Source organism: Serratia sp. JSRIV004 (assembly GCF_019968705.1).
In the GTDB taxonomy this organism is placed as follows: Bacteria; Pseudomonadota; Gammaproteobacteria; order Enterobacterales; family Enterobacteriaceae; genus Chania; species Chania fonticola_B.
In genome coordinates this window covers 4267239-4289585 of the sequence record NZ_CP074140.1, presented here as the reverse complement: position 1 = coordinate 4289585, position 22347 = coordinate 4267239, and the positions used below count along the sequence as shown (strand labels likewise).

Genomic DNA, 22347 nt, shown 5'->3' with positions numbered 1-22347 from the left:
ACCAATCTGCCGTGGGGAAACGTGTAACGGATGGAAAAAAAAACAGGATCCCAGGATAACGAACTGCTGACTGAAATTGCCGTGGCGTATTATCAGGACGAAATCACTCAGGAGGAGATTGCAAAAAAGTTCGGTATTTCGCGGATTAAGGTCGGGCGTTTACTCAAGCGGGCCAAAGAAGAAGGCATTGTTGAGATCACCGTCCGCTATCATCCGGTATTCAGTACCCGGCTGGAGCAGCAAATGCTGGAGCGTTTCTCCCTCAGCCGTGCATTAATCGCGCTGGATCATCAGGATGAGGAAGAACAGCGGCGTCAGGTAGCAGCATTGGTTTCCGGTTATCTGGCCATGTCCCTGAAAGACGATATGGTGCTGGCGGTTGGCCAAGGGCGTAACGTGGCCGCGATCGCCGATCATGTGGGCAGCGTGGCCCCCAAAAATTGTAAGTTTATCTGTGGCATTGGGGGAACACATCGCCCCGGTGACGCCATCAATGCTGACCACATCAGCCGCCGTCTGGCGAAGAAGTTTGGTGGTAGCAGCGAGACGCTGTATGCCCCGGCATATGTAGAAAACCGGGCGCTGAAAGAAGCGTTTATGCAAAACGGCACCATCAAGGAAACCCTGGATCGGGCGCGCAAGGCCGATGTGGCCCTGGTGGGCATCGGTGATATGAATGAAAACAGCTATATGGTCAAGCTTGGCTGGTTTACTCCCCACGAGATCATTGATGCCAGTCTGAATCAGGGGGTGATCGGTGATATCGCCGGTTATGACTTTTTCAACGCGCAGGGGATGCATGTAGATACGGTGATGAACGATCGCGTCATTGGCCTGAGTATTGATGAGCTGCGGAAAATCCCTTGTGTGATCGCCATTGCTTCTGAGAATACCAAAGCGTTGGCTATTCTGGGCGCGCTGCGTACCGGGGCGATCGATATCATCGCGACTAGCGCCCTCAATATCCGCACCATTCTTAATATGTCACAGTAATCGCTGTGGTAAAAAAGGGTTTAACTGCGTCAGGTTGAGCCCTTTGCCATTTCCCCTCTCACTCACATACACCTACGAACCTTCGTGGTAAACGGTTGACGCAGGCATAATAAAACTGCTGCTTTTCTGTTCGTTTAACTTCCTTTTAACTTTTATTTACGAATTTTACCCAAGGTTATGGCACGCTTCAAAGTTTGTGACGATTCTCTCACTATACTGGTTCAGCGATAAAGCCTTACCTCAACATAAAAGAAGAAAGCAAAGGAACCCATAATGGACGAACAGCTCAAACAGAGTGCCCTTGATTTCCATCAGTTTCCGGTCCCAGGGAAGATCCAGGTATCGCCGACTAAACCGCTAGAGACACAGCGCGATCTGGCCTTGGCCTATTCGCCGGGTGTGGCTGCCCCCTGCCTGGAAATTGCCGCCGATCCGCTGGCCGCTTATAAATATACCGCCAAGGGTAACCTGGTGGCGGTGATCTCCAACGGCACCGCGGTGCTGGGATTGGGGAATATCGGGGCGCTAGCCGGTAAACCGGTCATGGAAGGTAAAGGGGTTCTGTTTAAGAAGTTTTCCGGTATTGACGTGTTCGATATCGAAGTCGATGAACTCGATCCTGACAAGCTGATTGACGTGATCGCCGCGCTGGAACCGACCTTCGGCGGTATTAACCTGGAAGATATCAAAGCGCCCGAGTGCTTCTATATTGAGAAGAAACTGCGTGAGCGCATGAAGATCCCGGTGTTCCATGACGATCAGCACGGCACGGCGATTATTACTACCGCTGCGGTGCTCAACGGCCTGCGGGTGGTGAAGAAAAATATCTCCGACGTACGCCTGGTGGTATCGGGAGCCGGTGCGGCCTCCATTGCCTGTTTGAACCTGCTGGTCGCGTTGGGTCTGAGCAAGCAGAATATCACCGTTTGCGACTCCAAAGGCGTGATCTATCAGGGCCGCGATGCCAAGATGGAAGAAACCAAGGCGGCGTATGCCATTGCGGATAACGGCCAGCGTACGCTAGGGGATGCCATTCCCAATGCCGATATTTTCCTGGGTTGCTCCGGCCCTGGCGTGCTGACGCAGGACATGGTGAAAACCATGGCCAAAGATCCGCTGATCATGGCGCTGGCTAACCCGGAACCGGAAATTCTGCCGCCGTTGGCGAAAGCGGTGCGCCCAGATGCGATTATCTGTACCGGCCGTTCTGATTACCCCAACCAGGTGAACAACGTGCTGTGCTTCCCGTTCATCTTCCGTGGCGCGCTGGATGTGGGGGCCACGACCATCAACGAAGAGATGAAGCTGGCCTGCGTGCACGCCATTGCCGATCTGGCGCTGGCAGAGCAGAGCGACGTGGTGGCTTCGGCGTATGGCGATCAGGACCTTTCCTTTGGCCCGGAATACATCATTCCCAAACCGTTCGATCCGCGCCTGATTGTCAAAATCGCCCCGGCGGTAGCCAAGGCAGCCATGGATTCTGGCGTGGCGATGCGCCCGATCGAAGACTTCGATGCCTACGTGGAGAAACTGACCGAGTTCGTTTACAAAACCAACCTGTTTATGAAGCCGATCTTCTCCCAGGCGAAGAAAGAAGTGAAACGCGTGGTAATGGCCGAAGGTGAAGAAGAGCGCGTCCTGCATGCTACCCAAGAGCTGGTATCGCAGGGGCTGGCTTACCCGATCCTGGTGGGTCGCCCAAGCGTGATTGAAATGCGCCTGAAGAAACTTGGCCTGCAGCTGACGCCGGGTAAAGACTTTGAAGTGGTGAATAACGAGTCCGATCCGCGTTTCAATGAATACTGGGGTGAGTATTACCAGATCATGAAGCGCCGTGGCGTCTCCCAGGAGCAGGCTCGCCGTGCGGTGATTGGTAACCCAACGCTGATTGCTGCCATCATGCTGCACCGTGGGGAAGCCGACGCCATGATCTGTGGCACCATCGGCAGCTACCACGAGCATTATGACGTGGTGGAAAAGGTATTCGGGTTCCGTGAAGGGGTACATGTGGCAGGGGCAATGAACGCCTTACTGCTGCCGAGCGGTAACACCTTCATCGCCGATACCTACGTCAACGATGATCCAACGCCGGAACAGCTGGCGGAAATCACCCTGATGGCGGCAGACACGGTACGGCGCTTCGGGATTGAACCGAAGGTGGCGTTGTTGTCCCACTCCAGCTTTGGTTCTTCCAACTGCCCGTCGGCGAGCAAAATGCGTAAAACGCTGGAGCTGGTCAATCAGATGGCACCAGGATTGGAGATCGACGGTGAGATGCACGGTGACGCCGCGCTGGTGGAAAGTATCCGCCACGATTTGATGCCGGACAGCCCGCTGAAAGGCTCCGCCAACATCTTGATCATGCCAAGTATGGAAGCGGCGCGGATCAGCTACAACCTGCTGCGTGTCTCCTCTTCCGAAGGGGTGACGGTAGGGCCGGTATTGATGGGCGTGTCCAAGCCGGTACATATCCTGACGCCGATCGCTTCGGTGCGCCGTATCGTCAACATGGTGGCATTGGCCGTAGTGGAAGCACAAACCCAACCGCTGTAATAGCGTGAAAGTGACCCCCTGCGGCTTCGGCCACAGGGGGTTTTTTATGCGTGGCAGCGTTCGGCAATTGCCTGAATGTCGGCAGGTGTGGTTCGGCAGCAGCCGCCAATCAAGCGGGCACCGGCATGCTGCCAATCGGCCAGCTGATTGATCAGATGCTGCTGGTGGTTACCACAGCTGTGCCAGGTTTTGCTCACCGCGTCGTAGTGTTCGCCGGAGTTTGGGTAAACCAGTAACGGTTTATCACTCAGTGCGGCAAGCTGCTGCAACGCCGGGGTGACGTTTTCCAACGCGATACAATTGACGCCTACTGCCAGCACCTGCGGGTTACTGTTAAGCTCAGCCATGACGACGGCCAGTGGCGTTCCATCGCTGAGATGCTGGCTATCGCGCAGAGTGAAAGAGAACCATCCACCCAGCGCTGGGAATTCCGCCAGCAGCGCCAGCAGGGCCTTTAATTCCGCGTACGAAGGCAGCGTTTCACATGCCAGCAGATCCACGCCAGCGTTAGCCAGAGTAGTGATGCGAGGGCGATGGAACGCGATCATTTCTGCTTGCGGCAGATGATAGTCGCCACGGTATTCAGAGCCGTCCGCCAGGTAGGCGCCATAGGGGCCGACCGAACCGGCCACCAGCAAAGGCAATCGTTGTGGGTGCTGGGCCAGATAATCGGCGCGCGCCTGCTGCGCCAGGTGGACGCTTTGGGCGATCAGTGCCAACGATTGCGGCTCATCCAGACCCCGGCGTAAAAAACCTTGGGGCGTGGCCTGATAGCTGGCGGTAATAGCGCACTGTGCTCCTGCTTTGAAGTAATCCAGATGCACCTGATAAATCAGCTCCGGGTTTTCAATCAGCACCTTTGCCGACCATAGCGGATCGGTGAGATCGCAACCTCGGGCCTCCAGTTCGGTGGCCATTGCCCCGTCCAAAATCAACGTGCGGTTATCGGCCAGCAAGGCGGCCAGAGGGTTGTTAACCGACATGTTCTTCTCCGGTGTTCAGTAGATTTTTCTGCCCGGAACGCCGGGTCAGGTAATAGGCCAGATAGCAGATCGCCACAAACGGCAGGCCGCAATATAGCGCTACGCGTTGCTCTGGGTCGAATGCCAGACCGATACAGGCCAATAAACACAGCGCAAAGCCGACAATAGGCGTCAGCGGATAGCCTGGTGCTCGGTATTTCAGCCCTTCAATCGGTTGACCGCTGCGCAGGTAGCGGCGGCGAAAAACGTAGTGGGCGGCACAGATGCTCAGCCAGACGGCAACGACCGCAAAGCCGGAAATGGCAGACAGTGCCACAAACACCGTATCGGGCGCGATCACGCTGGTCAACAGGGCCAGCACGCCGCCGAGCATGCTGAACGTCAATGCATTCATCGGGATCCCGCGCGCATTCACCCGTGAAAAATAGGCAGGCAGGGTGCGCTGATTGGCCAGCGACCACAGCATGCGTCCCGAGGCATACAGCCCGGAGTTGGCGGCCGAGAGAATGGCGGTCAGGATCACGAAGTTGAAAATATCGGCGGCATAAGGCACTCCAATGCGTTCAAAGACCAGGACAAACGGACTTTTCACAATCCCGGCCTGCTCCATAGGGATCAACGCTGCCAGGATAAATACTGTTCCGATAAAGAATACCATCAGGCGGATCACCGTGGTGCGGATGGCCCAGGGCACCACTTTTTCCGGATTTTCGGTTTCGCCCGCCGCAATGCCGATCAGCTCAGTACCGGAGAAGGCGAAATTGACCGCAACCATGGTCATCAGGATCGGTAACGTTCCATTGGGCAGCCAACCCGATGAGGTCAGGTTACTCAGGAAGGGCGCTGGCGTGCCGTCTTTCATCGGGATCAGGCCAAACATGGCCGCACCGCCCAGCACGATGAATGCCAGAATAGTGATCACCTTGATCAGCGAGAACCAGAATTCACTTTCGGCAAAGAAGCGGGTGGTAATGACGTTGAGCAGAAAAATGGCCAGACAGAAAATCAGACACCACAACCAGACCGGTGATTGTGGAAACCAGTATTGCATACAGAAACCGGCGGCGGTCAGGCTGGAGCCCAACGCAACGGTCCAGGTCAGCCAATACAGCCAGGCAACGGTATAGCCGGTTGCCGGGCCAAGATAGCGTGCCGCATAGACGTGAAATGCGCCGGTTTCCGGCATGGCAACGGCAAGTTCCCCCAGACACAGCATGACCAGATAGACCACGACAGCGCCAATCAAGTAGGCCAGCAGGGTGCCTAGTGCACCGGTCGTGGAGATGATATAGCCGGTGTTGAAAAACAGACCGGTACCGATCACGCCGCCCAGCGACAGCATCACCAAATGCCGGGCTTTCATGGTGCGTTTGAATTGCCCTTCAGCGGCAGGTTGCATAACAATCTATCCATATAGACGTCTAAATGGCTATCAGTTATACCGGTTCCATTACGCGAAATCAACGTAACTCAAAACAAGGTAACGAAAAAACAGCTGTCAGCCACCAGTTGCTGCCAATTTCTATATGCAAATGATAATTATTCTCTATAATGTCGCCACTTTTGTGTAAGGAAAGACGAAATGAAATTTCTGATAGTGTTTGCAACGCTGGTGCTTACAGCCTGTAGCCAGGGGCCGGTCTCCCCCCCGAAAAGCGACATTACCACGCTAGGCAAGATTGTTGATTTACGCAGTGGCGAGACGTTGACGCCGCAACAGTTACTGACGCGCCTGGCAGAACAGCCACGGGTGATCGTGGGCGAAAAGCATGACAATCCTTATCACCACCAGATCGAACTGTGGCTGGTAGAGCAATTACCGCAACAGCGGCCACAGGGCAGCGTGCTGATGGAGATGATCACGCCCAGCCAGCAAGGCAAAGTGTATGAAGTAAAACAATGGCTGCAAACCGAACCGACGGTGCGTGATAGCCGCGTAGCTGAACTGACCGCCTGGCAAGCCAGTTGGAAGTGGTCACTGTATGGCGAGGTGGTAATGGCGGCGATGCGCGCACCTTATCCTCTGTTGTCTGCCAACCTCGATCGCAGCGAAATCATGGCGTTTTATCAACGGCCCGAATTCCCCAAAGGCCAGCTTTCGGTGCGGCCAGAAGTCCAGCAGGCGCTCGCTGCCACCATCCGTGATTCCCATGACGGCAAAATTGATGCGGTGCAGCTGCATGCCATGCTGGCTATTCAGCAGCAACGCGATCGCCGTATGGCCGAAAGTTTACTGGCTGCACCCACCCCGGCACTGCTGATGGTGGGCGGTTATCACGCCTCCAGAACGGTCGGTGTGCCACTGCACATCCAGGATCTGCAGCCCGGTGCCAAATTTACGGTGCTGATGTTGGCAGAGCAGGGCGTGGCCATCGATCGGCCTATGGCGGATTACCTTTGGGTCACGCCAACCGCAAAATGATTACGTCAAGATAGCGAAAAGATCTGTCATTAACATTTACAAATGATTATCATTAGCAAATGTGATCTGCAATCATTCGCAATTAGGTAATCTACTATCCCTATGTTTAGTCAGCCTTATGGCCCTCAGGCGGCAACTCTGCCGCAGCCGCGCTGGGGGCGTGGTTTACTGTATGCGCTAGGCATTCATCTGGCGCTGGTATGGCTGTTTTACTGGCCGCAAACTTCGCTGCCGCCGGTGCTGATGCCACCACCGGCGATCATGCTCAGTTGGGCGGCGCAGATCGAAGCGCCAAGCCAGCCCAAGCCGTTGCCGCTGGGGTTGCAGCAACAGGCGGATAGTTCGGCGGCACAGCCTGTGCAACAGCAGAGGGAGCCAGAGATGCCCGAACTGGCACGTGCCGAAGCGGCAAAAATTGTGGTGGCCGAGCGCAGTAAAAATGCGCATAAGCAACAGCGTAAAGCACCGCCAAAGCCGCCAACGCCTATAGAGAAAGAGCAAGACGTCACGCATTCTGCAGCGGCCAGCACGGCGGCACCCAAGGCGCAAAACCTGGCGCAGCGGGTGGCGGCACCGTTAAACAGCGATTCTACCGCGCAGGCACAGGCCAAGCTTTCTTGGGAGAGTCAGGTTAAAGGGATGCTCAACCGCGTGAAGCGTTATCCGGCAGACGCCAAACGGCGTCAGCGTTCGGGGGCACCGGTGGTGAGTTTCGTGGTGGATGCTCAGGGGCGAGTGGCCGATGTCGCACTGAAAACGTCCTCAGCTACCGCGTCGTTAGATCGTGAAGCGCTGGCGGTGATATTGCGTGCGCAGCCGTTACCTACGCCACCGGCGGAGATGCTACGCCAAGGCAAGGTTGCCGTGACCATGGCAGTAGATTTTAACCTGGCGCTGTTGTAAGCCAGCCAAAACGTATTTACCCATCAGGCTTTATCTCTTGTTGTGCGCAACAGGAGAGGGGTTTGCTACGCTCAAATTATCGTGAGGGGTTATGACATTACCTGTTCAATCGGCTCGCTGCCGCAGGCCTTTGGTGACTTATTTACTGATTTTTATGGGGTTATTAAGCTTTACCACCAAGGCGGCCGTACAGCCGCCCCAGGCTGAAATTATTCCGCATAAATTAACCGCCCAGGGCGAAACGCGAATCGATAATTATTATTGGCTGCGCGATGATGGCCGCCAGAATAAACAGGTGTTGGCTTATCTGACGGCGGAAAACCGTTATACCGAACAGGTGATGCAGCCATATCAGACGCTGCGCGATCGGTTGTATCACGAGATGCTGGGCCGCATGAGTCCGGAAGATCGCTCGGTTCCCTATCAGCTCAACGGCTACCGCTATCAGGAACGCATTGATGCGGGCAAAGAGTTTGCCGTCTACCAGCGGCAGGCCGTGGCGGATGGCTCCGCCTGGCAGACGCTGCTGGATGGCAATCAGCGTGCCCAAGGCCAAGATTATTACCGCGTGGGGGGATTGGCAGTCAGTGAAGATAACCGCCGCCTGGCCGTCGCGGAGGATACTCAAGGGCGTAGGCAATACCGCATTTCCCTGCGCGATCTGGCTAGCGGCGCTTGGGCCAAAGAGGTGATTGAAAACACCTCGGGCAATATGGTGTGGGCCAACGACGGCAACAGCTTGTTCTATGTGCGCAATCATCCCCAAACGCTGTCACCCTATCAGGTCTACCGCCATCAATTTGGTACGCCGGTTGCTGCCGATAAGTTGGTGTATCAGGAAAACGATGGGGCCTTTTACCTGAGCCTGGATCGCTCCTCTTCGCGGGATTACGTGATTGTCACCATCAGCGGGAATACCACTTCCGAAGTGCGCCTGATCGACGCGAACCGGCCGCAAACTCCGGTGCAACTTTTTGCCCCGCGTCAGACCGGGCGCGAATATTATCTCGACCATTATCGCGGTGCGTTTTATCTGCGTTCCAATCATCAAAGCCCGCATTTCGGTTTGTACCAGACCGCATCCGCGAGCCAGCCATGGCGGCCCCTGATCGCTCCACAGGAAAACAGGGAGTTGGAAAGCTTTGCCCTGTTTCGTGACTGGCTGGTGGTAAAAGAGCGCAGCGAAGGCTTGGTGCATCTGCGGCAGATTGCCTGGCAAGGGGGCGAGCAACGCAGCATTCCGTTTGATGATGCCAGCTATATGGCCTGGCTGGGCTACAACCCGGACCCGGAAAGTGACCGCCTGCGCTATGGCTATTCGGCCATGACCACGCCAACCAGCACCTATGAATGGGATCTCAACAGCGGTAAACGCGAGTTGTTGAAACGGCAGGAGGTGAAGGGCGTAGAACCAGGCCTGTATCACAGTGAGCGCTTGTGGATCACCGCCCGCGACGGGATAAAGGTGCCGGTCTCGCTGGTATACAACAGTGCCAAATTCAAACCAGGCAAAAGTCCGCTGGTGGTGTACGGCTATGGTGCCTACGGCATGAGCATGGACCCGGCGTTCAGCGCCAACCGCATTAGCCTGTTGGATCGCGGTTTCGTCTATGCGCTCATCCACGTACGCGGCGGCGGTGAGCTTGGTCAAAACTGGTATCAGCAGGGAAAATTGGCGAACAAGCCAAACACCTTCAATGACTTTATCGATGCCACTCAGGCGCTGATCGATAAGGGATACGGGCAGCCGGGGCGCGTTTACGCGATGGGAGGCAGTGCCGGAGGCTTGCTGGTAGGGGCGGTGATCAATCAGGCTCCCCGCCTATACAACGCTGTGGTGGCACAGGTGCCTTTTGTCGATGTGCTGACAACGATGCTGGATGACAGCATTCCGTTGACCGTCGGCGAATACGAAGAGTGGGGCAATCCCAATCAGCCGCAGCCCTATGCGCTGATCAAGTCCTACAGTCCGTACGATAATGTGCGCGCGCAGCACTACCCGAATCTGTTGGTCACCAGCGGGCTCTATGATTCACAGGTACAGTATTGGGAACCCGCCAAATGGGTGGCGAAACTGCGCCAATTCCAGCAGGGGGATGCGGTGTTATTGCTGTCCACGGATATGTCGGCGGGCCACGGGGGGAAATCGGGCCGCTTGAGTCGGTTGGAAAATAGCGCACTGGAATACAGCTTTATTTTAGCAATGGACGCAAAAACACAAAAATAAGGATCTTGGCCGCGCGGCTTAATGGCTGCGCGGCAGATAATAACCATAATTAATTTCCGCCTTCCTAGCGGTATTTTCTGCTGAGCATTGATCACTCACTGATTTTGATAGCAATACTTTAGGGGATATATGAAATTTAAACTGCTTATTGGTGCGGTTGGCACCGGTATGGTTTTGGCTGGCCCGCTGTTGGCTGCAGAAAATAAAGGCCAGGCGGTATTCAGCCCGCTGAACGTTTCGGCGGCGGCTAATAACAGCGAACAGGAGGCATTGGAAAAGCCTGGGGCATTCAGTTCGCGCGATGAAAATAAAAATCTACAGTCGATAGATAATATCCTGCGCAGCATGCCCGGCACTTTTACTCAAATCGATCCCAGCCAGGGGGCGGTCAGCGTCAATATCCGTGGGATGAGCGGTTTTGGCCGGGTAAATACCATGGTTGATGGCATTACCCAGAGCTATTTTGGCACCTCGACCTCTGGCGTGATGTCCCATGGTTCCACCAACAATCAATCCGGCGTGCTGATCGATCCGAATTTTATTGTTGGGGTCGATGTGGCGCGTGGTGAGAACAGCGGCGCATCTGGGGTGAACGCATTGGCGGGCAGCGCCAACTTCCGCACTATCGGCGTGGATGATGTGGTGTTTGCCGATAATCCGTTTGGCGTGCGCACCAAGTTCTCCGTGGGCAGTAACGGCATTGGCCGCAGCGGTATGATCGCCGTTGGGGCCAAAGGGGCGGCGTTCACCGATAGCGGCAGTTTGGGCGTGATGGCTGCCATTAGCGGCAGCTCCATCTATTCCAACTTTAACAACGGCGACGGCGTGAGCAGTGAGGACTTCGGCTACGACGAGTTTATGAAGCAAAACCCCAAATCGCAGCTGTTCAAGGTGGATATCAAGCCCAACGAATATTACAGCATTGAATTATCTGCCCGTACTTACCAGAATAAATTCTCGCGCCGCGATATCGACAGCAACGATTTTTATCTCAAATATCACTATGCGCCATTTTCCGAGCTGGTGGATCTGAATATGATCGCCAGCCACAGCAAGGGTAATCAGAAGTATGACAGCGATTCACTGTTCACTTTCTTTAATACCAATGCGGAAAACCGCTCCGACGCGCTGGATATCAATAATACCAGCCGTTTCAGCCTTTGGCAGACCGACGTAGCGTTCACCTACGGCGGTAAACTGATGCGCAACCAGTACGACAAGCACGTTGAATCACAGATTGAGGATCCGCAGACGGCGCATGAGGCGATCGAGAACAACACCTTTGCCCCGTCGGGTGACCAGCGTATCGCCAGCCTGTACACCGGTTTGCAACTCAACCGTGATATCTACCAGCTCGATCTCAATCTCAATTATGCCAACAACAAGCTCACCGGCTTTAAACCGGCCTGTGATTTGCGGGTGGAGTGTTTTCCGCAGGGCAGTGCCAATATCGATCTGAAGGAGCACGGATTTAACCCGTCAGTGATGCTGTCTGCACAGGTCACACCTTGGCTGCAACCTTTTGCCAGCTACAGTAAATCGATGCGCGCCCCCAACATCCAAGAGGTGTTTTTCTCTAATTCCGGTGGCGCTTCGATGAACCCGTTCCTGAAAGGCGAACGTTCAGAAACCTGGCAAGCGGGCTTTAACCTCAGCGGCAACGATCTGCTGTTCAAGCAGGACACACTGCGCTTTAAGGCGGTGGTTTACACCAGCAAAATCAAAAACTATATCTTCAGCGAGTCTTACATGGTGTGCCGAAATGGCCGTAAGTGTAGTTTGGGTGAGAACTTGCAGAATGACTGGAGCGATGCCAGCGAAGCGTTCTCGGATAACATGTATATCTACGTCAACTCCCTGACGCCGGTGCGTACCCACGGGGTGGAGCTGGAAGCCAACTATGATGCTGGCCGCGGTTTTGCCCGTGCCTCATTTAGCAAGCAGCACACCGACCAGCCTACCTCTATCGCCAGTAGTTACTTTGGCGCAGGAGATATCAACGAACTGCCGGACATGTACTTCACGCTGGATAGCGGGTTACGTTTCTTTGACGAAGCGTTGACCGTGGGCAGCATCATCAAATATACCGGCAAGGCTCGCCGCCTTTCTCCAGACTATGAAACCAGTGAGCAAACCGGGAAGCTGATGAAACAGGAGATGCCAAATATTCCCACCGTTATCGATCTGTACAGCACCTATCAGATCAACCGTAATGTTTTGCTGAAATTCAGCGTGCAAAACGTGATGGATAAAAGCTATTCCGACGCGCTTAACAAGCTGAATATGCTGCCGATCCAGGGAGATGAGGCAACCGCGGCCAACACCGCCCGCGGTCGAACTTATCTGTTTGGCGGCGAGGTACGCTTCTAAGCTGATTTCCCTCATCCTGAGCCGCAATTAGGCTCCTGTACCTGATTACAACACCGTACCAGCCCCCTCTCCTTTTTGGGGAGAGGGTTGGGGTGAGGGGCGTCTCCCTAAACTAATTGGCCCGTTTCGCCTGCTGCAGCCACTTGTCCAGCTCATTGGCAAACTGCTGTCTATCGCGCTGGTTGAGAGTGTTCGGTCCTCCGGTCTGGATCCCGCTGGAGCGCAGGGTATCCATAAAATCACGCATGTTCAGGCGTTCACGTATGGTGTCTGGTGTATAACGCTCACCGCGAGGATTCAGGGCGATAGCGCCTTTTTCTATCACTTCGGCGGCCAGCGGGATATCCGCGGTGATCACCAGATCGCCTTTTTCACAGCGGCGAACGATTTCGTTATCCGCCACGTCAAATCCTGCAGCAACCTGCAAGGTGCGGATAAATTTCGAAGGGGGCGTACGCAAAGGCTGATTAGCCACCAGGGTGACAGGCATTGCCGCACGGTCTGCGGCACGGAACAGCACTTCTTTGATCACGTTTGGACAGGCGTCAGCATCGACCCAAATCTGCATTATTGTTGCTCCTGTAGCCAGTCGCGCACCGGCAGAAAGTCACGGTATAGCGCGGCTTCCGGGCTGTCGGTTGCGGGCTGGAAGTTATATTCCCAACGCACCAAAGGCGGCATCGACATCAGGATCGATTCGGTGCGGCCACCGGTTTGCAGGCCGAACAGCGTACCGCGATCCCACACCAGATTAAACTCGACATAGCGGCCACGGCGATACAGCTGAAACTGGCGTTCGTTGTCGCCCCAAGGCTGTGCTTTACGTCTTTCCACGATCGGCAGATAGGCCTCCAGGAAGCCTTCACCTACCGCCTGGGTAAACGCGAAGCAGCTTTCGAAATCCGGGGTATTCAGATCGTCAAAGAATAAGCCGCCGATACCGCGGGCTTCGTTACGGTGTTTGATAAAGAAATAGTCATCGCACCACTTTTTGTATTTCGGGTACACGTCGTCGCCGAAGGGGGCGCAGAGTTGAAGCGCTGTGCGGTGCCAGTGAACGGCGTCCTCGGTAAAGCCATAGAAGGGCGTTAGGTCAAAGCCGCCGCCAAACCACCAAACCGGCTCTTCGCCCGCTTTTTCCGCGATAAAGAAGCGCACGTTGGCATGGCTGGTCGGTATATAGGGGCTGAGCGGATGGATCACCAGCGATACGCCCATCGCCTGAAAGCTGCGCCCGGCCAGTTCTGGACGATGCGCAGTAGCAGAGGCGGGCAGCGTGGCACCGGAAACGTGGGAAAAGTTTACTCCGGCCTGTTCGAATACCGCACCGTTAGTCAGCACCCGGCTACGGCCACCGCCGCCTTCTTCACGCGTCCAGCGATCTTCCTTAAAATCGGCGCCGCCATCGGCCTGGGCCAACTGCTCACAAATCTTGTCTTGCAACGCCAGCAGGAAGGATTTTACTGCGGCAATGGTGGGTAAACTCATACGGGTTTTTCGCAATGGGTAACTGAACAGGGCGGCAAGTATACCTTCTCGCCCCGTATTTTGCAGGTCTAGCGCGGCTTACGTTGGTGAACGTCGTAATAGTGGAAGAAATTGATCACGCCGTCTGCGATGGCACGGGCAATTTTTTCGCGAAAGGCGGTGGTACCTAACAGGCGCTCCTCACCGGGGTTGGTGATAAACGAGGTTTCTACCAGCACCGAAGGAATAGAAGGGGACTTTAATACGGCAAACGCCGCCTGTTCGGTGCTTTCGCTATGCAGGCGGTGAACCGGGCGGATCTGGCCCAGCACGTGGCGGCCCAGGGTCAGGCTGTTGTTGATGGTGTCGGTTTGCACCAGATCGAACAACACCTGCTGTAGATAGTTGTCCTGATTTTTGTATTTGCCCCCCGCAACGTCATCGGCGGCGTTTTCCTTATTGGAGAGATAGCGCGCCATCGCGCTGCTGGCTCCGCGATTGGAAAGGGCAAACACCGAAGCACCGGCGGCATCCGGGCTGGTAAATCCATCGGCATGGATCGAGATAAACAGATCGGCCTGGTGCTGGTGGGCGATCTCCACGCGCTGGAACAGCGGGATAAACTCATCCTCCTCACGTGTCAGGCGGGCTTCAACGTGCTCGTGCTCATGCAAAAAACGCCGCACATGGTTGGCAATTTCCAGCACCACGTGTTTTTCCTGTGAGCCTTCATGCCCCACTGCACCGGAGTCAATACCGCCGTGGCCTGGATCGATCATCACTACTCTTTTGCTCCCAGTGGCTTTGGGTAGCGGTTTGCTGTGCGGTTTTGGTTGCAGCATATTGGCCTGGGTGGCAGAGGTTTTGCCACCGAGCAGAGCCAGAGCCAGCCCGGAGAGCAGCAGTTGGCGGCGGGTTGATGAAGCGGTGAGGGGGCTGAAATTGAGGTAGGTTTTGCTCTGTTTCTTCATCACGCGCGGCTCCAACTCGATCAATCTATTTCGCGACGTTATAGCGTATTGATCCTCATTAATCGACTTGATAACTATTGCCATTTATTACCTGGCAAAACGCTGCAGCTTGAAAGACTGTGGGTATCAGTTAATAATTACGCAATAATCAGAAAAAAGTGCAATTAACAGTAGCGAGCAACGATGGAAATTCGCGTATTTCGGCAAGACGACTTTGAAGAAGTCATCACCCTGTGGGAGCGTTGCGACCTGTTACGGCCATGGAACGATCCCGAGATGGATATTGAACGCAAACTGAACCACGATCCGGATCTGTTTTTAGTGGCGGAAGTGGGCGGTGAGGTGGTTGGCTCGGTGATGGGCGGTTACGACGGCCACCGTGGTTCGGCGTATTACCTGGGCGTTCACCCAGACTATCGCGGGCGCGGCATTGCCAATGCGTTGATTAGTCGGCTGGAGAAAAAGCTGATTGCGCGCGGCTGCCCGAAAATTCAGCTGATGGTGCGTGAAGACAACGACACCGTGATCGAAATGTATGAAAAGCTCGGCTACGAAATTCAGGCGATCACCAGTCTGGGGAAACGCCTGATCGAAGATCAAGAATATTGATCGTCAGGGCGGTGGTTGCCACCGCCCCAAGCCCTGGTTTAAGGCAGTTTTTTGATGTTTTTCACATCGACTTCCACGTTGTTCCAGTCCTTATCCACTTTCCCTTCCAACTGTACCTTGTCTTTTGGGGTGATGGTCTGGCCGTTCCAGCGCTTTCTGTCGATCTCTACCGTCAGCGTACCGGTGGCGTCGCGGAAGGTGTAGGTGTCATCACCCACGCGCTGTTCGATATTGCCCTGCAACATCACCCAGGTATCATCGCTCAACGATTTGACCTTATCTACCGTGGTCAGCGTGGCGCTAGGGCCGGAGAAACCACCTTGCGGGCTGGTTTGCGTTTGAGCCGGTGTCGCGTTGGGGTCGATGAACCCGCCCTGTTGAGCTAGAACCGGTGCGCTGCATAATGCGATGAGTGTAAGTAAAGCGATCTTTTTCATCTGGATTTTCCTTATCAGTGGTCTGAATGATTTCCCGTTAGCGGGACATGACCTGATTAAACCATAAGGATCTTAAGAGCTTCTTAAGCTGCAGATTGAAAATGGTGGCCAGCGTCGCCATTTGCAAGGGTAATCATAACATCGGCAAGGAAAAGTCTTTGAAGGCGTCAACACACCGGTTTTCACCGGACGATTACGATCAGCACGGTATGTTACGGTTGCCGCTGTGGTTTTGGGGCGTACTGATCATACAGGCCCGTACCTGGCTACTGTTTGTGATGGCGGGTACCTCACGCGATCAGGGCGCTGGCTTGTTACAACTGTTCTATCCAGATACTCAGCGCTTTTGGTACGGTATTGCGCTTGGGCTGCCTGCGGCGCTGGCCTTTTTGATTGCTGGCCGCCGCCAGCATTGGCCCCGTCTATGGCGTTGTTGGCGTTGGGTACTGGTAGTGTCGCTGGCGGCAGCGCTGCTCGGATCGCTTTATAGCCTATGGCAGCAAGACAGCAATGAACCTCCGCTGGATCTCCTACTGGTGCTGTTGGATGTGCTGGCGATGGGGTATCTGTTAATGAATCGGCGCTTGAAAGCCTGTTTTATCCCGCAGGATGAGGCGGGTTAATTGTTAAAAGTTGCGGCACTTTTCCCAATTTACGTACTCCAAGCTGGCAATTGATGGCGCAGCCCCAGCGGTTATGAGAGGCTGCATATCGCCGATGTCATTGATGTTAAGGAGCTATGAATGAATATTCGCCCACTGTTGTTAGGGCTACCGCTGTTGTTGACCGGCTGTTCGGCCATGTCAAACTTCTCCTGGTCCAGCCTGTCGCCGTTAAACTGGTTTGGCGGCAGCGTAGAGGTTAGCGCCAAAGGTGTCGGTGATGTGGGGGCGGGTACTCCCATGACGGAGGCGGCGATTGGCAAGGGCCTGAATAACAACTACCGCATGCGTGGTGGGATGGCGACCAACCAAGGGCAGATCGTTTCCTACTTCCAGGCATTGGACGGCGATGACGTTAAGCTGGTGATCACCGGAGAACCTAAAGGCCACGTGCAGCGCGTTGACGTAATGGACGCCAAGATCGCCACTGAATGGGGCAGCAAGCTGGGTACGCCGTTTAGCGAACTGTTCAGCAAGGCCTATGGTGCCTGTAAACCGGCCGACGGCGAGGATATTGGCAAGGTCGAGTGCGTGGCGCAGCAAAGCCGCAATGTCAGCTATATCTTCAGTGGCAAATGGGCTGGCCCACAGGATCTGATCCCACCGGACGATACTCTGCAAAACTGGACGGTGAGTAAGATCGTCTGGCATGCCAAAGCACAATAATTCTTATTGCGGGCGCACCTTGCGGTGTGCCTGCCTCGCTTGGCGTTAAATCCCTATTTTCTTTGCGTTCGGGCAAGGCAATCAGCTTGCTGTGCGTTATGATATTGCGCGTTTATAACAGGGCAACCTGTTACCCGATTCAGGTCTTGAGGAAATCAACATGACACAGGTTCAGAGCGGCATCCTGCTGGAACACTGCCGTTTTGGTATTTTTATGGAAGCTATGGTGCAGGGCGAATTTGTCGATCTGCGCCAGGGTTGCAAACAGTTCTGTCAGGCGCTCGGTGAGTTGCAGCAACAGTTTCCAGATGCCCACTTGGGTGCGGTTATCGCTTTTGGCTCCGACGTTTGGCATGACCTTTCCAATGGCCAGGGAGCCAAAGAACTGAAGCCTTTCGCACCGCTGGGCAAGGGGCTGGCACCGGCCACCCAACGCGATATGCTGATCCATATTCAATCGCTGCGTCATGACGTTAACTTTACCCTGGCGCAGGCCGCACTGGCCGCGTTTGGTAACACCATTCGTATTGAAGAAGAAACGCACGGTTTCCGCTGGGTAGAAGAGCGCGATCTGAGCGGCTTTATCGACGGTACCGAAAATCCACAGGGTGAACAACGCCCGGAAGTCGCGGTGATTGGTGCTGGCGAAGAAGACGAAGGTGGCAGCTACGTGCTGGTTCAGCGTTACGAGCACAACCTGCGCCAGTGGCAGCGTTTCACCACCGAACAGCAGGAACAGATCATTGGCCGTACCAAACAAGACAGTGAAGAACTGCCGCCGGATCAACGGCCAGATACCTCGCACGTCAGCCGTGTCGATCTGAAAGAGGACGGCAAAGGGCTGAAAATTTTGCGCCAGAGCCTGCCTTATGGCACCGCCAGCGGCAAACATGGCCTGTATTTCATCGCCTATTGTGCGCGCCTGCACAACATCGAACAGCAGCTGTTAAGCATGTTCGGCGAGCTGGACGGCAAACACGACGCGATGCTGCGTTTCAGCCGTGCGGTGACCGGCAGCTACTACTTCGCACCTTCGTTGACGCGTCTGTTGTCACTTTGATGCGTCTCCTGGGGCCAGTTCCTCTGGCTCCGGGCTTTCCTTCCCTCTGCGGTGAACCGCTCCCCTCCTGCCTTATAGCGTTTGATGCTTGAAAATCACTAAACGGTATATAAAAGCGTTACAGGTCTGCATCAAGTTATAAATACACTGGTCAATATCAGGGCATCAGCCCGGCGGTAAGACTCAGTGATAAGGTGCAGAATGAAACATTCCCGGGTTAAAAATACGCTGTTGAAAGGTTGGCTGGTGGCGGCATTGTTAGCCAGCGGTACGGCTTCGGCGGCAGAATTGCTCAACAGCTCTTATGACGTCTCCCGCGAACTGTTTGCCGCGCTAAACCCAGGCTTTGAAAAGCAGTGGGATCAGCAGCATCCGAACGACAAACTGACCATCAAACAGTCCCATGCCGGTTCTTCCAAACAGGCGTTGGCGATCTTGCAGGGGCTGCGTGCCGATGTGGTCACCTATAACCAGGTCAGTGACGTGCAAATCCTGCACGATCGCGGCCAACTGATCCCGGCAGATTGGCAGCAACGCCTGCCGAACAACAGCTCTCCATTCTATTCCACCATGGCGTTCCTGGTGCGCAAGGACAACCCGAAAGGCATCCACACCTGGAGCGATCTGGTGCGTGATGACGTGAAGCTGGTCTTCCCGAACCCGAAAACCTCCGGCAATGGCCGCTACACCTATCTGGCCGCCTGGGGCGCGGCCAGCCAGGCTGATGGCAACGATCAGGCCAAGACCCGTGAGTTCATGACCCGTTTGCTGAAAAACGTGGTGGTGTTTGATACCGGTGGCCGTGGCGCAACGACGACCTTTGTCGAGCGTGGCCTGGGTGACGTGCTGATCAGCTTTGAATCCGAAGTGAACAATATCCGCAAGCAGTACGGTGCAGACAAGTATGAAGTGATCGTGCCGCCGGTCGATATTCTGGCGGAGTTCCCGGTGGCCTGGGTGGACAAAAACGTTGAGAAAAACGGCACCGAACAGGTGGCCAAAGAGTACCTGAACTATCTCTATAGCCCGGCGGCCCAGAAGCTGATCACCAGCTTCTATTATCGCGTCAATGATCCGCAGGTGATGGCGGCGGCCAAGAGCCAATTCCCTGAGACCAAGCTGTTCAGCGTAGAAGATCAGTTCGGCGGCTGGCCGCAGGTGATGAGTGCCCACTTTGCAACGGGCGGCGAATTGGACCAACTGTTAGCGGCAGGGCATAAGTAATGTTTTCGATGGCCAGCAAGCGGGTTCTGCCTGGGTTTACTCTCAGTCTGGGAAGCAGCCTGCTTTTTACCTGCCTGATTTTGCTGTTGCCGCTCAGCGCGCTGGTGATGCAGCTGGCGCAGATGAGCCTGGCACAGTATTGGGAAGTGATCACCAATCCGCAGGTCGTGGCCGCTTATAAGGTGACGCTGCTGGCGGCCGGAGTCGCCAGCGTTTTCAACGCGGTGTTTGGCATGCTGATGGCCTGGATCCTCACCCGTTACCAGTTTCCTGGCCGCTCCTTACTGGATGGCCTGATGGATTTGCCGTTTGCATTACCTACGGCGGTGGCCGGGCTGACCCTGGCGGGGCTGTTTTCTACCACCGGTTGGTACGGCCAATGGCTGGCTCATTTTGATATCAAGGTTTCCTTCACCTGGTTGGGGATTGCGGTGGCGATGGCCTTTACCAGCATTCCTTTCGTGGTGCGCACGGTGCAACCGGTACTGGAAGAGTTGGGGCCAGAATATGAAGAGGCCGCCGAAACCCTTGGGGCTACCCGCTGGCAAAGTTTCCGTCGCGTGGTGTTGCCAGAGGTTGCGCCAGCACTGCTCGCCGGTACGGCGCTGTCGTTTACCCGTAGCCTGGGGGAGTTTGGGGCGGTGATATTTATCGCAGGCAACATTGCCTGGAAAACCGAAGTGACCTCATTGATGATTTTTGTGCGCTTACAGGAGTTCGATTACCCGGCCGCTAGTGCGATTGCCTCGGTGATCCTGGCAGCATCACTGCTGTTGCTGTTTGCCATTAACACCTTGCAGAGCCGCTTTGGCCGCCGTATTGGAGGGCACTGATGGCTGATGTTACCGCCCTGAACGGCGCAGAGCGCCCACGCGTGAATTGGGGAAAATGGACGCTGATTGCCATCGGCGTGCTGTTCTCCATCCTGCTGTTGGTCGTGCCGATGGTGATGATCTTTATCGAGGCATTTTCCTCTGGCGTAGGTGCAGTGTGGCATAACCTGTCGGATCCGGACATGCTGCACGCCATTTGGCTGACGGTGCTGGTGGCGTTGATCACCGTGCCGGTCAACCTGGTGTTCGGTACTTTGCTGGCCTGGCTGGTTACGCGCTTTACGTTCCCTGGCCGCCAACTGCTGCTCACGCTGTTCGATATGCCGTTTGCGGTGTCGCCGGTGGTGGCGGGGCTGCTGTATCTGCTGTTTTACGGCACCAACGGCCCGATCGGCGGCTGGCTGGATGCCCATGATATTCAACTGATGTTCGCCTGGCCGGGCATGGTGCTGGTGACGATATTCGTGACCTGCCCGTTTGTGGTCCGTGAATTGGTGCCGTTGATGATGAGCCAGGGCAGCCAGGAAGACGAGGCCGCGGTGCTGTTGGGCGCTTCCGGGTGGCAGATGTTCCGCCGCGTCACCTTACCGAACATCCGCTGGGCATTGCTGTATGGCGTGGTACTGACCAACGCCCGCGCGATTGGCGAGTTTGGTGCGGTATCGGTGGTGTCCGGCTCTATCCGTGGCGAAACCTATACCCTGCCACTGCAAGTGGAATTACTGCATCAGGATTACAACACCGCCGGGGCGTTTACCGCCGCGGCACTGATGACCCTGATGGCGATAGTCACCCTATTTCTGAAAAGCGGACTGCAATGGCGCCTGGCGCGTCAGGATGCGCGTCTCGAGCGGGAGGAAAATCATGAGCATTGAGATTAACGGTATCAACAAGTCTTTTGGCCGTACCAAGGTATTGAACGATATCTCGCTCGATATTCCTTCCGGTGAGATGGTGGCGTTATTAGGCCCATCCGGTTCGGGCAAGACCACTTTGCTGCGGATTATCGCCGGGCTGGAAAGCCAGAGCAGCGGTAAGCTGGGCTTTCACGGCACCGACGTCAGCCGCGTGCATGCGCGCGATCGTCGCGTCGGCTTCGTGTTCCAACACTATGCGCTGTTCCGCCATATGACGGTTTTCGACAATATCGCCTTTGGCCTGAGCGTGCTGCCACGCCGTGAACGTCCGAATGCGGCGGCGATCAAACAGAAAGTGGAGCAGTTGCTGGAGATGGTGCAGTTGGGTCATCTGGCTAACCGCTACCCTTCACAGCTTTCCGGCGGCCAGAAGCAACGTGTCGCCTTGGCGCGCGCGCTGGCGGTGGAGCCTCAGATCCTGCTGCTGGACGAGCCGTTTGGTGCGCTGGATGCTCAGGTGCGTAAAGAACTGCGCCGCTGGCTGCGTCAATTGCATGAGGAACTGAAGTTCACCAGCGTGTTCGTCACTCACGACCAGGAAGAAGCGATGGAAGTCGCCGATCGCATCGTGGTGATGAGCCAGGGGAATATCGAGCAGGTAGGTTCACCGACCGAGATCATGCGTGAACCCGCCACCCGCTTCGTGCTGGAGTTTATGGGCGAAGTTAACCGCCTGAACGGTGAAATCCGCGGTTCACAGCTGTTTGTGGGCGCTCACCAATGGCCGCTGTCGTTCCAGCCAATGCACCAAGGCAGCGTCGAACTGTTCCTGCGCCCGTGGGAAATGGAGATTGGCACCGATTGCAGCGCCCGTTGCCCATTACCGGTACAGGTGTTGGAAGTCAGCCCGCGTGGCCACTTCTGGCAGTTGACCGTGCAGCCGATTGGCTGGCATCAGGAGCCTATCAGCGTGATTATGTCGGAAGGCCATGCCGCACCGGCGCGAGGGGATCGTTACTATGTTGGCAGCCTGAATGCCCGCCTCTACGCCGGTGAACAACTGTTACAACCGGTTGCGTTAGCTAAAAGCGCCTGATAATTTCTAACCAT

General features: G+C 55.4%; 20 protein-coding genes. 14 read left to right on the top strand and 6 right to left on the bottom strand.

The genetic code is table 11. The features are described 5' to 3' along the window. The first annotated feature begins 30 nt into the window (after positions 1 to 30). Positions 31 to 993 carry a sugar-binding transcriptional regulator gene (locus KGP21_RS20490; RefSeq protein ID WP_021178715.1) on the top strand — a complete coding sequence of 321 codons (963 nt, stop codon included), beginning with the start codon at positions 31 to 33 and terminating at the stop codon, positions 991 to 993. A gap of 273 nt (positions 994 to 1266) precedes the next feature. Continuing rightward, entirely contained in the window at positions 1267 to 3546 is a 2280-nt protein-coding gene (maeB, locus tag KGP21_RS20485; protein ID WP_223536143.1) for an NADP-dependent oxaloacetate-decarboxylating malate dehydrogenase, read from the top strand. A gap of 44 nt (positions 3547 to 3590) precedes the next feature. On the opposite strand, the gene mmuM is transcribed toward maeB, so the two are convergent. Further along, positions 3591 to 4529 carry a homocysteine S-methyltransferase gene (gene mmuM / locus KGP21_RS20480; protein WP_209554876.1) on the bottom strand — a complete coding sequence of 313 codons (939 nt, stop codon included), beginning with the start codon at positions 4527 to 4529 and terminating at the stop codon, positions 3591 to 3593. Continuing rightward, entirely contained in the window at positions 4519 to 5928 is a 1410-nt protein-coding gene (mmuP, locus tag KGP21_RS20475; protein ID WP_021807081.1) for an S-methylmethionine permease, read from the bottom strand. The genes mmuM and mmuP overlap by 11 nt, the downstream gene beginning before the upstream one ends. A gap of 183 nt (positions 5929 to 6111) precedes the next feature. Here mmuP and KGP21_RS20470 point away from each other — a divergent pair, with 183 nt between their 5' ends. The 4 genes from KGP21_RS20470 to KGP21_RS20455 all read left to right on the top strand — a co-directional run bounded on the left by KGP21_RS20470 (position 6112) and on the right by KGP21_RS20455 (position 12451). Further along, a complete protein-coding gene (locus KGP21_RS20470) occupies positions 6112 to 6951 on the top strand; it encodes a ChaN family lipoprotein (protein WP_223536141.1) in 840 nt (279 codons plus the stop codon). 102 nt (positions 6952 to 7053) lie between these two features. After that, a complete protein-coding gene (locus KGP21_RS20465) occupies positions 7054 to 7854 on the top strand; it encodes an energy transducer TonB (RefSeq protein ID WP_209529222.1) in 801 nt (266 codons plus the stop codon). 154 nt (positions 7855 to 8008) lie between these two features. After that, positions 8009 to 10081 carry a S9 family peptidase gene (locus tag KGP21_RS20460; RefSeq protein ID WP_223538540.1) on the top strand — a complete coding sequence of 691 codons (2073 nt, stop codon included), beginning with the start codon at positions 8009 to 8011 and terminating at the stop codon, positions 10079 to 10081. 129 nt (positions 10082 to 10210) lie between these two features. Next, entirely contained in the window at positions 10211 to 12451 is a 2241-nt protein-coding gene (locus KGP21_RS20455; RefSeq protein WP_223536138.1) for a TonB-dependent receptor domain-containing protein, read from the top strand. A 112-nt stretch (positions 12452 to 12563) separates the two neighbouring features. On the opposite strand, the gene KGP21_RS20450 is transcribed toward KGP21_RS20455, so the two are convergent. The 3 genes from KGP21_RS20450 to amiA form a co-directional block, all read right to left on the bottom strand. Further along, on the bottom strand, positions 12564 to 13019 hold the full coding sequence (locus KGP21_RS20450) for a YaiI/YqxD family protein (RefSeq protein ID WP_024527105.1): 456 nt from the start codon (positions 13017 to 13019) through the stop codon (positions 12564 to 12566). Further along, positions 13019 to 13939: an oxygen-dependent coproporphyrinogen oxidase gene (gene hemF, locus KGP21_RS20445; protein WP_218519062.1), complete on the bottom strand. Its 921-nt coding sequence runs from the start codon at positions 13937 to 13939 to the stop codon at positions 13019 to 13021. The genes KGP21_RS20450 and hemF overlap by 1 nt, the downstream gene beginning before the upstream one ends. Positions 13940 to 14007: 68 nt before the next feature. Continuing rightward, positions 14008 to 14889: an N-acetylmuramoyl-L-alanine amidase AmiA gene (gene amiA / locus KGP21_RS20440; RefSeq protein WP_094982043.1), complete on the bottom strand. Its 882-nt coding sequence runs from the start codon at positions 14887 to 14889 to the stop codon at positions 14008 to 14010. Positions 14890 to 15072: 183 nt separating this feature from the next. On the opposite strand from amiA, the gene KGP21_RS20435 reads away from it, so the two are divergent. Beyond that, the gene (locus tag KGP21_RS20435; protein WP_021807072.1) at positions 15073 to 15498 is read left to right on the top strand and encodes a GNAT family acetyltransferase; all 426 of its coding nucleotides are present in this window, start codon (positions 15073 to 15075) and stop codon (positions 15496 to 15498) included. A 38-nt stretch (positions 15499 to 15536) separates the two neighbouring features. Here KGP21_RS20435 and KGP21_RS20430 read toward each other — a convergent pair whose 3' ends face one another. Continuing rightward, entirely contained in the window at positions 15537 to 15935 is a 399-nt protein-coding gene (locus KGP21_RS20430) for a YgiW/YdeI family stress tolerance OB fold protein (RefSeq protein ID WP_021178705.1), read from the bottom strand. 158 nt (positions 15936 to 16093) lie between these two features. On the opposite strand from KGP21_RS20430, the gene KGP21_RS20425 reads away from it, so the two are divergent. The 7 genes from KGP21_RS20425 (at position 16094) to cysA (ending at position 22333) form a co-directional block, all read left to right on the top strand. Beyond that, positions 16094 to 16558 (top strand): DUF2919 domain-containing protein, encoded by a 465-nt coding sequence (locus KGP21_RS20425; protein ID WP_021807071.1) that lies wholly within the window; start codon positions 16094 to 16096, stop codon positions 16556 to 16558. 120 nt (positions 16559 to 16678) lie between these two features. Further along, on the top strand, positions 16679 to 17263 hold the full coding sequence (locus KGP21_RS20420) for an RpoE-regulated lipoprotein (RefSeq protein ID WP_209524021.1): 585 nt from the start codon (positions 16679 to 16681) through the stop codon (positions 17261 to 17263). A gap of 160 nt (positions 17264 to 17423) precedes the next feature. Beyond that, on the top strand, positions 17424 to 18323 hold the full coding sequence (locus KGP21_RS20415; protein WP_021807069.1) for a Dyp-type peroxidase: 900 nt from the start codon (positions 17424 to 17426) through the stop codon (positions 18321 to 18323). A 201-nt stretch (positions 18324 to 18524) separates the two neighbouring features. After that, complete coding sequence (locus KGP21_RS20410) at positions 18525 to 19547, top strand: sulfate ABC transporter substrate-binding protein (protein WP_021807068.1); 1023 nt, start codon at positions 18525 to 18527, stop codon at positions 19545 to 19547. Next, positions 19547 to 20380: a sulfate/thiosulfate ABC transporter permease CysT gene (gene cysT, locus KGP21_RS20405; protein ID WP_021178700.1), complete on the top strand. Its 834-nt coding sequence runs from the start codon at positions 19547 to 19549 to the stop codon at positions 20378 to 20380. The genes KGP21_RS20410 and cysT overlap by 1 nt, the downstream gene beginning before the upstream one ends. Next, positions 20380 to 21255 (top strand): sulfate/thiosulfate ABC transporter permease CysW, encoded by an 876-nt coding sequence (cysW, locus tag KGP21_RS20400; protein WP_223536136.1) that lies wholly within the window; start codon positions 20380 to 20382, stop codon positions 21253 to 21255. The genes cysT and cysW overlap by 1 nt, the downstream gene beginning before the upstream one ends. Beyond that, a complete protein-coding gene (cysA, locus tag KGP21_RS20395; RefSeq protein ID WP_115159926.1) occupies positions 21245 to 22333 on the top strand; it encodes a sulfate/thiosulfate ABC transporter ATP-binding protein CysA in 1089 nt (362 codons plus the stop codon). Before cysW ends, cysA begins: the two co-directional genes overlap by 11 nt. The last annotated feature ends 14 nt before the right edge of the window (positions 22334 to 22347 follow it).